9 protein-coding genes are annotated in these 13,284 nt (G+C 43.1%); 3 read left to right on the forward strand and 6 right to left on the reverse strand.

Going from position 1 to position 13,284, the window contains the following annotated elements:
* Nucleotides 1–23 precede the first annotated feature (23 nt).
* Nucleotides 24–2,483, forward strand: coding sequence for a PQQ-binding-like beta-propeller repeat protein (locus G7Y45_RS02195; RefSeq protein ID WP_165017316.1), 2,460 nt, complete (start codon nt 24–26; stop codon nt 2,481–2,483).
* A gap of 794 nt (nt 2,484–3,277) precedes the next feature.
* On the opposite strand, the gene G7Y45_RS02200 is transcribed toward G7Y45_RS02195, so the two are convergent.
* Both G7Y45_RS02200 and G7Y45_RS02205 read right to left on the reverse strand, forming a co-directional pair.
* Nucleotides 3,278–5,065: a RagB/SusD family nutrient uptake outer membrane protein gene (locus G7Y45_RS02200; protein WP_165017319.1), complete on the reverse strand. Its 1,788-nt coding sequence runs from the start codon at nt 5,063–5,065 to the stop codon at nt 3,278–3,280.
* A 14-nt stretch (nt 5,066–5,079) separates the two neighbouring features.
* Complete coding sequence (locus tag G7Y45_RS02205) at nt 5,080–8,205, reverse strand: SusC/RagA family TonB-linked outer membrane protein (RefSeq protein WP_371729410.1); 3,126 nt, start codon at nt 8,203–8,205, stop codon at nt 5,080–5,082.
* Between the two features lie 290 nt (nt 8,206–8,495).
* Here G7Y45_RS02205 and G7Y45_RS02210 point away from each other — a divergent pair, with 290 nt between their 5' ends.
* On the forward strand, nt 8,496–9,371 hold the full coding sequence (locus G7Y45_RS02210) for an AraC family transcriptional regulator (RefSeq protein ID WP_122142226.1): 876 nt from the start codon (nt 8,496–8,498) through the stop codon (nt 9,369–9,371).
* A gap of 148 nt (nt 9,372–9,519) precedes the next feature.
* On the opposite strand, the gene G7Y45_RS02215 is transcribed toward G7Y45_RS02210, so the two are convergent.
* Entirely contained in the window at nt 9,520–10,170 is a 651-nt protein-coding gene (locus tag G7Y45_RS02215; RefSeq protein WP_032531587.1) for a DUF1349 domain-containing protein, read from the reverse strand.
* Nucleotides 10,171–10,193: 23 nt separating this feature from the next.
* Complete coding sequence (locus G7Y45_RS02220; RefSeq protein WP_032531588.1) at nt 10,194–10,781, reverse strand: sugar O-acetyltransferase; 588 nt, start codon at nt 10,779–10,781, stop codon at nt 10,194–10,196.
* 8 nt (nt 10,782–10,789) lie between these two features.
* On the opposite strand from G7Y45_RS02220, the gene G7Y45_RS02225 reads away from it, so the two are divergent.
* The gene (locus G7Y45_RS02225) at nt 10,790–11,626 is read left to right on the forward strand and encodes a response regulator transcription factor (protein ID WP_165017322.1); all 837 of its coding nucleotides are present in this window, start codon (nt 10,790–10,792) and stop codon (nt 11,624–11,626) included.
* A 24-nt stretch (nt 11,627–11,650) separates the two neighbouring features.
* Here G7Y45_RS02225 and G7Y45_RS02230 read toward each other — a convergent pair whose 3' ends face one another.
* Together G7Y45_RS02230 and G7Y45_RS02235 are read right to left on the reverse strand one after the other, a co-directional pair.
* Nucleotides 11,651–12,505, reverse strand: coding sequence for a methylated-DNA--[protein]-cysteine S-methyltransferase (locus tag G7Y45_RS02230; RefSeq protein ID WP_165017326.1), 855 nt, complete (start codon nt 12,503–12,505; stop codon nt 11,651–11,653).
* 6 nt (nt 12,506–12,511) lie between these two features.
* Nucleotides 12,512–13,033, reverse strand: coding sequence for a methylated-DNA--[protein]-cysteine S-methyltransferase (locus G7Y45_RS02235; RefSeq protein ID WP_165017329.1), 522 nt, complete (start codon nt 13,031–13,033; stop codon nt 12,512–12,514).
* Nucleotides 13,034–13,284 lie beyond the last annotated feature (251 nt).

Consider the following 13,284-nt stretch of genomic DNA (forward strand, 5'->3'; position numbering starts at 1 on the left):
ATATTAAATATAAATAGTGATTCATGAAGAAAAACATTTTATTTTTATTGTTACTGGCCGCTACCACGAGCGCAACTGCTGCATACAACGGCCGCGTGTTTGTTGACAAGAACAGCAACGGGCAGTTTGACCGTGGAGAGAAGACACTGGGAGGCATCAAAGTGTCTGACGGACTGAATGTAACGGAAACGGCGAAAGACGGAACGTACACACTGCCCGGACACGCCCGCCAACGATTTATCTTTATCACCACCCCATCGGGATACAAGACACTCAACAAACACTATCATAAGATAGACTCCCGGACGAATGGGTACGATTTCGGCCTTTTGACTTATCACCCGGGTATTGGCAAAGACGGATCGCATCAATACGTCCATGTTTCGGATACCGAAATATTCAACACCGAAGGCAACGAAGCCTGGGTGAAAAATATCCGGGAATATGCCGCCAATGAAAACGCAGCGTTCATTATACATACCGGAGATATCTGTTATGAGAACGGCATGAAGAAGCACATCAAGCTGATGAACACCGAAAACATGAACGTTCCCGTATTCTATTGCATCGGCAACCACGACCTGGTGAAAGGGAAGTATGGCGAAGAGGTGTTCGAAAACAATTATGGCCCTGTATACTACTCGTTCGACGTGGCCAATGTGCACTACATCGTCACACCGATGCCGGGTGGAGACCACAAGCCGGGATATACTCGCCTGGATGTGTGCAGATGGCTGAAAAATGATCTGGCACACATCAAGCCGGGGACACCGATTGTTGTTTTCAATCATGACATCCTGACGTATGGCGACGAGTTTATATATAAAGGCAGCGAAACGGAAAGTATCGACCTGAACAAACATAACCTGAAAGCATGGGTATATGGCCATTGGCACATCAACCACGTGAAGAAACAGGGAAGCGTATATACAGTCTGTACCAGCGCACTGGACAAAGGCGGCATTGATCACTCGACCAGCGCTTTCCGAATCATGCATGTGGACGGGAAAGGAGATTTCAGCTCTGAACTGCGCTACTCGTATCTGAACAATAGCATCTGCATCGCTTCGCCTGCAGGCCATACAGCCTCACCGGAAGTGACCGTCAATGTGTACTCGTCGGCATCGCCGGTGCGCCGGGTCACTTACACTTGCCTGGATCAGGATAAACCTGTATTAAGAGGCAAACGCCTCAGCCAAAGCTCTGACTGGTGCTGGACGGCAACATTGCCTTTGAAGGAAACGCATGCCGGCAAAGAACTCACCATACAAGTAGAAGCGGAATTCAAGAACGGAGAGACAGCCCGTTCCGAAAAAAACTTTGTCTATCTGCCTCAACAAGCCGACATCAGACTGACCGAGAACTGGGACAACCTGTTGGGAAATGCCACCCACACGGCCAAGGCCGCTGCCGCACTGGACAGCATACCCGGATTGGCGTGGGTGAAAAACATAGGAGCCAATATATACATGACTTCTCCGCTGATACATAATGGCAACATATATACCGCTTCGGTAGACGAAGACCTGAAAGGGAGAGCGCACATCTATGCGCTGGACGGAAAAAACGGTGAGATAAAATGGAAATATCCGGTGAAAAGTTCCGTTAAAAACACCATCGCGATAGATAATGGTCTTGTTTTCGCACAAGATGTACTGGGAAATCTCTACGCAGTGGACTGTGAAAGCGGAAAGCTATGCTGGGAAAGCAAACTGCCCGTAAACGGATTGCCCGCACTGATAGACGGATTGGTGGCCTGCGATGGAGTAGTATATGCGGGTACAGGAAAAGCCCTGTCGGCTTTCGAAGCCCGGACAGGAAAAAGAATCTGGAAGAACGAAGGATGGTCACAAAGAGAAGGAACCACCTCGACACTGACACAAGGAAACGGCATCCTGATAGGTTCGGTACAATGGAGCGCACTCTATGGCAACGACTCGAAAACGGGCAAGATGTTATGGAGTGTCAGCAATCATGGACTGCGGAACAGAGGCGCATCTGCCGCCATGCACGGGTCGCTGTTATACCTGATATCCGAGAAATCGTTCTTCATCTTAGAAGCCGCTACAGGAAGAATAATTGTACGCAAACCCTTGCCGTATAACCTGGACGCAACTTCCACTCCACTACTCACCGACAAGGAAATCATCTTTGGCACGGCAAACAAAGGACTTGTGGCACTGGATAACGAAACATTGGAAGAGAAATGGAATTGTCCGATAGGCGATGCCTTGATCTACACCGCACCATACAGCCGCCCGACTTCGGGAACCATAGAAACCAGCCCGGCATTGGCAGGAAAAACCGTATATGTAGGCGCATCGGACGGAGGCATATACGGCATTGACAAAAGAACCGGAAAAATCGTCTGGAAATACACCACCGGAGCACCCATATTCAGTTCGGTGGCCATATCGGGCAATACATTGATAGCAACCGACTTCGGAGGAAATGTATACGCTTTCAGTACGATAAAGAAATGATAAAGAACGCGAATCAACCTCACATATCCCTGATTCACACATAGAGAGGTAAAAAGAAAAGTTTGAAGAAAGAAAGGCTGTTTTCCGTAAGGGAAGCAGCCTTTCAACATTTTGCAAGAAAACTACCGAATCCTTAAGACAAAAAGATATCAAACATCCCATTTCAGTAACATTCACCTTATTAAAAACGGATGAGCCAGGAGATAAAAAGATAGAAACGGGAGCTTTCCGAAGGGGAAAACCGGGCTCCGGGGGATGAAGAGCCGGGCTTTTCGCGGAAAGAAGGAAGCTTTTGCTCTGAAAGAAGGAAGCATTTACCCCTAAAGACGGTTGCATTTCCTCCATAAGCCCTTATGTTTTCAAAATACATCCTTGTGTTTTCGGAATTTTCTCCTGTTATTTCCAGAATGATGGTTTACGGGAACTCTTTTATCTCTGGTTGGCGAGAAGAAACAGTGCTTGTCAGCAGAGCAGAAAGACAGCTATTTCTATCAAGAAAGACACCATAAAACACCCAAGAGCATAACTTGGCTTCTTTTCAATCGCAAACAAAAAGGATAAGAAGCAATAAGATATTAAACTAATCAAGCAGGAGGCGTTTTTTTGCCACAACAAATATTCAGGGACGAAAAGAAACGATTCTGAAGGCGGCTGATTATCAAAATGACAAAAAGAAAGACTTGCATACCGACGTTTAAACCGATATACAAGTCTTCATCTATCTATTAACGTAACCAAACAAAGTCCTTATCAATAATAACGATTCATCGTTATCGAATATCAAGACGCTCTTCTTATTGTGCCCAGAACTTATTTTGAACCAGGTTTTTATTCAACGTAATATCATCCACCGCAATCGGAGAATAATAATATTTAGGTTCTTCGAACTTAAATTTACCTACCTGAGATTTCAAGCGGATGTATCCCTTATCTCCTTCAGTCAGCTCGATGGTATGCCCTTCCAATGTATAAACGGTGACCTTTTTCCTATCCTCTTCCGGGATATTGTCAGCCTCTGCCGAGTTTCTTACAAAAGCGATATCCGGTTGGCCATCACCTGTCAGATCGTACAATCCCATTCCTGGAATATAAGATCCCTCGGGTGCCTTTTCCATCAGTTTACCACAGCTCCAACGCATCAGGTCGTTATAGCGGAAACCCTCGCAAGCCAATTCAATACGACGTTCACGGCGCACCTCCAGAACCGCTCCTTTCTGAGTAGAGGAAACGTTGGAATAACGTACCTCCTGCACCGGATCGATATTCGCAAGCCAATCTGCCAACGAAGCTTCCGGCATTCCGACGCGTTTGCGGATCAGATTAATAGAACGATCCACATCCGGCTGAGTCAGCGTGCCTAACTCCGCTTTTGCTTCGGCATAAATCAATAAGATTTCGGCGTAACGAAATATCGGCAAGTCTGTATAACTCAGATTCCATCCGATCTGGTCGTGCGTACGAGGATCGAACTTTATCTGCGGATAGCCTCCCGCATCCACATTTATACGATGGGGCTCACTCTCGCTGGCCTTTTGATATCCGGGCCACATGATGGTCTGGCGCAAGCGCGGATCGCGATTCTCAAAGATCTCCTGATACGTTTTTGTCGCATATCCCGGTACCGATTGGAAGGTTTTCGTCCGATTCCCGTCAATGACCAGGTAATCCTCCATCAGATCGCGGGAGAGACCATGGTAAAAATCACAGACCTGCTGTGAGTTATGGAAACGTCCCAGTGCCTTGTCGTAATCACTCACCAGGATCATTTCCGGATTGTTCGTCAGGTTCAGACTGCAAAACAGGGATTCATAAGCCTCCAGTCCGTCGCTCTTCACTTCCGACAGGCTATATGTGCCATCCATCAGTTGTTCTGCCGCCGAAACCGCGACATTCAGAAAGCGGTCCGCGTCATTCAGCCCAAGTTCGGGATGATACTTCCTGAATGTGCCTTCATTCAAGGCAATCCGGGCCTGAAGAGCCAAAGCCACATTCCTGAAAATGCGTGTCTTGCTTGCTCCCGTCTTCATGTTCTTTACAGCAAAATCCAGATCGGCCATGATCGAATCTACAACCAAAGCTCTGGGGTCTTGTGGCTTATACAATTCCTCGGTATCGGTAGTTTGCAAATCGGCGCTATACCAAGGCACGTCCGAGTATGATTTTACTTTATCGTAATACAACTTGGCACGAAACATCCGGGCAAGTCCTATATAGTGATTGATTTCGGCTTTGTCACCGGTCACCTTTCCGGTACGCGCAAGCATAAAGTTCACCTTACGGATATCCCCCCACGACCAAGTACCCCAGGTTTCGGGAGAACGCAAGCCACTCAGCAGTTCATAAGTAGAGCTTTCCTCCTTATAAAGCATATTGTCCGAAACAGCGTCCCAGTAAGAACCGCTCAGGTATCCATACATACCATTGGTGTACGACTCCAGGTCTCCCGCGTTCTGAAAAAACACTTTCTCGGTAATTGATGTTTCCGGAAAACGATCCATGAAAGAATCATTGCAACCACTCAACACGTTCAACAGGCCAAAGCCTAAGGCGGTGGTATATAATTGTTTTTTTATTGATTTCATATTATTCTACTTATTTAAAATGTTACATTAAGACCAAAAGAGTAAGAACGTTGCAACGGATATTTCTGCCCGCCCAATCCTTCGGGATCTACTTTATAGTGTTTATACAACCCCGAAATCGTAAGCAGGTTATCACCGGAGAAATAAACCCTCACACGGTTGATTCCAACCTTGTTCATCAACAGTGCCGGCAACGTATAACCAAAAGTCAGATTTTTCAGACGTATGTAAGAAGCATCTTGCAAATAGCGGGTTTGCGCCAATCCGGCTTCTTTGGATGATGATTCAGCCACATATCCTTTCAGACGGGGGAAATAACCGTCGGGATTCTCTTCTGTCCAACGATCGTAATAGTTTCCTTTGGTGATATTGGTCCAAGGTTGTGCATAAATTCCCCAGAAATACAAGTCTCCCGATGGATTATAGTCTTTTTTACCTACACCTTGCAAGAAAAGGCTGAGGTCAAATCCGTTCCAATTTCCACCCGCAGTAAAGCCATAAGTAAAACGTGCTCTGGAGTTACCAATAACTCTCAAGTCACCATGGTCATCCAACGTATTGGCGCCTCTATACACTTCACCGTCACCATTCAAGTCAGCGAATTTCAAATCACCCGGAGCTATCGGACGCGAACTCGCATAAGATGCCAGCTTCGACTGGTCTGCATGGTTATCGATGTCTTCCTGCGAAGTGAAAAATCCCAGGGTAGTATATCCCCATATTTCTCCTATTTCCTTGCCTTCATAATTACTGCTTAATACACCGGTTGTGTTTTTGAATTTGGTGATGTAAGCACGGCTGTCAGCCAAGTTAAATCCTAACTGGTAATCAAACGGCTTGCCGCCCAATTTAAACCGGTCTTTCCATCCCAATGTGATTTCCCAACCTTCGGTCTTTAAATCGGCAGTATTCTCTTTAGGCACAGGGGTTCCCAACACGTTAGGCAAAGGTTCTCCCGTAGTCAACATGTCTTTCGTACGGCGCACATAATAATCTCCATTGAAAGTCAACCGGTTATTAAGGAAGTTCATTTCCACACCCAAATTGGAAGTGGATACTTTCTCCCAAGTCAACCCTCCGGATACCAATCCCGGTGCATTGACGTATACCGGTTGTTCTCCGTCAATAATCTGGGAAGTTTTGCCCGATCCCATCGTTGCGATATATTCATAAGCACCTACATCCTGGTTTCCCAATACACCGTAAGAATAACGTAACTTAAAGAAGCTGAATATGTTTTCAAAGGGTTTAAAGAATTTTTCTCTCGAAACTACCCATGCGACCGAACCCGACGGGTTGAAGACAAAGCGCGAATCTTTGGGGAAACGTGAAGTTCCATCGTATCGTCCGTTGAACTCGGCGATATACTTATCATCGAACGTATAATTGAAACGCGCATATCCTCCCCGAAGTGCCCAAGTAGTAATCGATTCGCTGACAGACATATCGCCCGTTGCCAATCCCAAAGTAGGAAGAGAGGTGGAAATCAAATCCTTACGACCTAACTGGGTATTCTCATAACGATATTCCTCTTGGTTGAATCCGGCAATTACAGTGATCGCATGCTTTTCATTAAATGTCTTGTTGAATGTAGCGTAAGCATCGAACGTCAGACGCGTTGTTTCATTCGACTGGCTATAGGCGCTTGTCGTTTCATTGAAATATTTGGGTGCCATCTCAGGACCTTCATAGTAAGCAACCGGCAGGTAATGCCATCTATTTCTGTTCTTATCGAAGTTATAGGAAAAATTTCCGTTCACAAACAACACATCCTTTATAATATCCAGACGTGTCGCAAACTGGGTCTTTATACTTGAACCTTGTTCAGATGCACGTCCGCCCTCCTGCATCACTCCAAGAACCTGTGCTCCCTTTTTTGTCCACGAACCATCGGGATTTGTCAACAATTCCAGAGGGCTGATACGATTGATTTCCCAGAAATAGCTCGAGCCCAATGACGTAGGTCGTTCATAGTCTTTTATAATGAAGCTCGTATTGTTAGAGATGCTCCAGAAGTCGGTAATCTTGAAGTTCAGTTTAGAACGCAAGTTATATCGATGAAACTTATCGGGATTGTATTTAATCATACCATCCGTGAAGTTATATCCGGCAGAGAAGAAGTAATTTACCCTATCTGTCTTGCCTGAGATATCTACATTATGGTTCATTGAAAATCCGCTTTTTTTATAAGCTTCGTTCACCCAGTCCGTATTCCCGAAATAGCTGTAGGTGCCATTCGGATTCAAGAAATAGGGTGAAGTCGATGGATCTTCCGATCTTTTCTTGGCATACGCCAACTGCTCTTCATTAAACATATTATACAAAGGGCGTCCCATGATGTTTTTTGTTTGAGCCACAAGATACGGATCTGTGATAACCTCCGGTGTCTTAGTGTTTTGCCGCAAAGAGAAGTTATTATTATAATTAATGGTCAGCTTATCCGACTTACCAACCTTGGTAGTGACCAAAATTACGCCATATGCTGCACGCGAACCATAAATAGCCGAAGAAGAAGCATCTTTTAATACCGAAATGCTGGCAATATCATTACCGTTCATGTGATTCAACGCCCAGCTGCTTGAAATAACGCCATCAACTACAACCAACGGTTCGCCACCATTCAAAGAAGTGGTACCACGAATATTAAAAGAAGGAGCATCGTCTGCCTTACCACTACCTATAGTTACGTTCAGGTTGGCTACCGTTCCTTGCAGCGCTTGTCCCACACTGGTTACCGGACGGTCTTCTAATTGTTCAGTGGAAACAGTAGCAACGGATCCGGATAAATTTACCTTTTTTTGTACTGCGTAACCCACTACCACCACTTCATCCAAAGCCCGGCTATCTTCTTGCATGATAATATTAAGGGGCTTACCATCCCATTTTATCTCTTGAGTAACATAGCCCACATAAGAAATCCGAATAATATCACCCTTCTTTACGTTTGCAAAAGAAAAACGGCCATCCAATCCGGTAATTGTTCCAGTGGAAGTTCCCTTAACAGCTACAGATACTCCGATAACTGGTTCTCCTGTCACATCTTTTATTATACCGGTACAAGCACCGGCCTGCTGTGTGTTTTTCACATCGGTAACACCCGGATGGGCAACCGAATAAGTTGCCGAACCAAAGATTCCCATAAGGAACAGCAGCATACTTACTGATCTTAGTTTTCTAAACATTGTTTCATTTTTTAAAGGTTATAACTTTTTTTAAAGGCTGCTGCAAAGTTAAATAGTAACAATATGTAGAACACTAAAAAAAGACAATATGGGTTTGTATTATTAGGACAGGAAAGAAACAAAAAGTGCACAAAAAGGAATAGTTGTTATTAAATTCACAAAAAAAGTATCAATATCTATTTTTATACTCTGATTTTATATAGATTTGCATATCTTTTACACTTAACATATAATATAGATACAGAGCTATGGAAGACCTTTCTACACAACAGCGCTCTATTTGGAGTTTATTAGAAAATATTACAGAGAATCTCAAAAGCAAGCGTCTGGCGGACGTTTTTCGTTTTATATCATTCTACCCTTCAGAGACATACGGGCCCCATAAACATCAACGCATTGAAATTAACCATGTTAAGAAAGGAAGTTGTATTCTCCATTTAGACAATGAAAGCGTAACTTTCCGTGAAAGAGAAACTATGATTATCACTTCAAATGTCAATCATCTATTTGAGGCAGGTCCAGAAGGTACAACCCTAATGCAATTGGAGTTTCTGCCGGATATATTTTCTCTTTTCAACCTAAATGTGGGTCTGGAAGCAAATGATCTCGCCCATACTTCTGTTTTTTTATTTTCGGAGGAAAACAGATTAATTAAAATAGTAAACAACATATGCATCGTACGTACGGTACAACGCATTATTAACGAACTGGAAGTAAAAAGTCCACATTACCAGTATCTGGCAGTAATGTATTATGCTGAATTACTAATTCTTATTTATCGTCATATGAATGAAGCTTACCTACCAATCTGCACAAACGATTCTTTAAGAAAAGCCATTGCATATATCCGTCTGAATTACTATTCAAACATCAATGTTAAGGATGTCGCCGAGCATATCGGTATCAGTGAAAGGCATCTTAGACGCATGTTCTCACAACATTTAAATCTAGCTCCACTAGACTACTTGAACCAAACACGGGTCAATAAAGCCATTGAGTTGTTACGAAATACAGATATGTCAATAAAAGAAGTATGTTTCCAATGTGGATTTCAGTCACCACAATACTTTTCACGTGTGTTTAAACAGCAAACGAGTATCTCTCCTCGCGAAATGACAAAATAAGATTTTATTTTGCATACCTTCTTTATTATACTCAATGAAAAGACAACAAACTCCAGATGTCACCGATTACAGTAAGCCTTTACACTTGAGATTGCCGTCTTTACATTAAATACATCTCTAAAAAATCAGATTATATTATATTCCAATCCTATTCGGCATTCTTCTTCAACCATTCTACTCTGCGTTGGTCAGGCAGGTGTCTTACCTTGAAGTGCTCAAATCTCACTTCAAATCCATTTCCATCAGGACAAGCAGCCATCAGTCCCACCTTCACGGGTATATTATCCTGTAACCATGCATTACGCATTAGTGTGTAAGTTTTGTCATCAAATGAATAGAAGATTTCTACCGCATCCAGTCGTCTGACAGCTTTTATCCAGATATAAGGCACGGTTTTATCCAAAGTTATCACGCTCCAGTCACTCGTTTTATGAGTAACGACTGTACTCAAATTAAATTTCCCGTCTACAAACTCAATACCTGCTTTAATATAGTTTTCATGGTCAATACGAAGCATCAGTCCGGCTTGGTCGAAGCGTACTTTATAGTCACCTGTCACTTTTACTTTCGCTTCAAACTCACCACCATAGGTAGCATAATAGAATGGTGCATCATCCACCGTAAAACCATAGTGAGAAATCCGCCAATAATCACTTTGCGGAGTGACAGACATCGATAGTACATTATCTTTTATCTCCCATTGGTCCGGTTCATTGAACCATTGCATTTTTCCCAGCGTCTGCGCAAATGTCACTTGCGCCATCAAGCCCATAAATAGGGTCAAACATACTTTTTTCATTTTACTTTTTGATTATGTTTATCTTATAATGTATATTTTACTTTATCTTTTTCCGTGATTTGCCTAATCACACGGCAAGGATTACCTGCTGCAATCACATTGCCCGGGATATCTCTATTCACCACACTGCCCGCACCTATCACTGCATTGTCACCGATTGTCACACCCGGCAGCACACAAACTTGTGCTCCTATCCAGACATTATTACCCACATGAATGGGACGGGCATACTCTAATCCCCGGTTTCTTTGTTCTGCATCCAGAGGATGCCCCGCAGTATAGAATCCACAAGAAGGAGCTATAAAAACATTATCACCGAACGTTACTTTCGCTTCGTCCAGAATGACACAGTTCATATTGGCATAAAAATTCTCTCCTATCTCAATATTATAGCCATAATCGCAATAAAAGGGTTGTTCCAACAGAAAATGCTCTTTCGTCTTGTGAAACAATCGACGAATAATGGCTTCCCGTTCAGTTATTTGCGAAGGACGTAAACGATTCAGTTCATAACATAATTCTTTGCAAGCCTGCCGTTCGGCTATCAGCTCTGTATCATAATTAGCATCATACAGCCTGCCTGTTCCCATTTTTTCTTTTTCACTTTCCATCAACAACTATGTTTTATGATTATCTTTGCAAAGGTAAGAGCTTGTATCTAAGCCTGCAATGCTTATTAATAACCATTTCCCTTCCCGATATGGACATTGTTGACAAACTGAACAAAGAGTTTCTGGCACAGCCTTTCTGCAAAGATGAACAACTGCCTGAAGAACTAAAAGAGTATAAACAAATAGCATACAACTATGCACGGATAGAAAATGCAATTGCTGTGCTTAGCGATATGCATACCAACATCAGCTACATTTATTATGGGGGAACAGCCGAAACGTTGGGTATAGCCAAACGTGGAGAAAGCCGGAATTTTGAATCAATATGGGAAAAGGAAATCTTTAAACAGATTCATCCCGATGATCTGTCAGAAAAGTATGTACAGGAACTCCGCTTCTATCACTTCCTGAAACAGATTCCTGCGAAAAAGCGTGCAGATTATTTTCTTATGAGCAAACTTCGCATGCGTAATACTTCCAGAAAATATGTTCCTGTCCTGCACAGGATGTTTTATGTATCTACCCACTCAAGCAATAGCATGTGGCTGGCCCTGTGCCTTTACAATTTATCGACTGATCCTACCATGAATTGCATGGTCATCAACTCGGCAAACGGACAGGCCATAGAACTGGAAAAACAGGACTACAGCAGCCTTTTATCCGACAGGGAGAAGGTGATATTGAAGCTGATCGATACGGGGAAAACAAGTCAGGAGATTGCCCGGACCCTATTCATAAGTAAAAATACCGTCAGCCGACACCGGCAAAATATACTGGAGAAACTCCAGGTAAAGAATTCCATTGAAGCTTGCAGAATAGCGAAAGAGCTAAAACTACTTTCCTGACCGGGCTTTCAGAGGGGTGACAGATCACTGGTCCGGGAAATCCTTATGGGCAGCTTCCCAACCAATAATAGCATTCTTGCGCATCTTTCCCCAATGGTAATTTCCCGGTTCGCCGGTAGCCTTTATCACACGATGGCAAGGTATCAGAAAAGCAACCGGATTCTTCCCCACAGCAGTTCCGACAGCCCTACAAGCACCATTGTATCCGGATTTGGTCGCCAAATCGGCATAAGTCGCCAGCCCTCCTGCCGGAATCTTCAATAAAGTTTCCCATACTTTTAACTGGAATTCCGTTCCTTTCAAATGCAGTTTAATTTCTTCCAGCCTGTTCCAATCCCGATCAAAGACAGACAATGCATGTTGCTGCTTCGTGTCCGGTGATAGCACATATTTAGCGTTAGGAAATATACTTCGCAAATGATCAAAAGCTCTCCTCTCTCCTTCATCGACAAAGGCCATGTGACAAACACCTTTATCGGTAGATGCTGCTATTATTTTACCAAAAGGTGTATCAGCAAACGAATAATTAATATTCAATGCCAGTCCGCCGTTTTTATATTCACCGGGAGTCATTCCCTCTATGTTTATAAACAAGTCATGAAGTCGCCCTGTTCCCGAAAGTCCAAGCTCGCAGGCTGTATCAAAAAGTGTCGCATGGGTTTCTTTCAATATCTTTTTTGCATACTCAATATTCAGATATTGCAAGAAACGCTTCGGAGTTGTTCCCGCCCACTCGCTAAACATCCTTTGGAAATGGAAGGGACTCATATTGATATGTTCTGCGATCTCCTCCAATTTAGGCTGCGTACGATAGTTCTTTTTAATAAAGCGGATAGCATCTGCAATCCGCTTATAATTCAGTTCCTGCTGTGACTTCATCTATATTCAAAAAAACACTTTGTCAGAAAGTTCAAGTTCAAGTAATATCTTCTTTGCAGGAATTCCACCACCATACCCTACTAATTTACGGTCACTGCCAATCACGCGATGACAAGGAACAAGTATTGAAATGGGATTCGCCCCATTGGCGGCAGCCACAGCGCGAATAGCTTTGGGATTGCCTAATTTCCGCGATAAATCGCCATAAGATAATGTCATCCCATACGGGATATCCAACAACTCTTTCCAAACAGTCTTCTGAAAATCGGTACCGACAAAGAACAACGGAATATCAAAAGCCGTTCTTTTCCTGCCAAAATATTCATCCAGCTGAATTATTGTTCGTACAATTACTTCGGATGAACTCTTTTCATAATCGGCATGTAACAGTTTCTGCATTCTCCGGTCAATTAATGCCCGCCTTCCTTCTCTGTTCCAATCGCACATGCAAAGTTTTCCTTGGAAAGAGCCTAATATCAGCTCCCCGCATGGTGATTGGTAGTATTGTATCTGAATAACGTTTTTCATATTTCTCTCTTCGTTGGAAAATTAATAGCTTTTTGTTTCTTTGATTTATCTGTCATTATTCGAAGCACAAGGAACACAGACACATTCACTCTGTTCGAGTACGTAGCAAATGTACGAAGTTTCCAAATGAAAAATAACCCGAAACTTGCTAAAATCAGTTTCCGAATGAGTTATTTATATAATAAAACCAGTTAGAGCAGAATTAATTGCATGAACGCTTCAACCGAACCATTAAAAGAACCTGTTTAATA

The organism is Bacteroides sp. ZJ-18 (assembly GCF_011038705.2).
GTDB lineage: Bacteria > Bacteroidota > Bacteroidia > Bacteroidales > Bacteroidaceae > Bacteroides > Bacteroides hominis.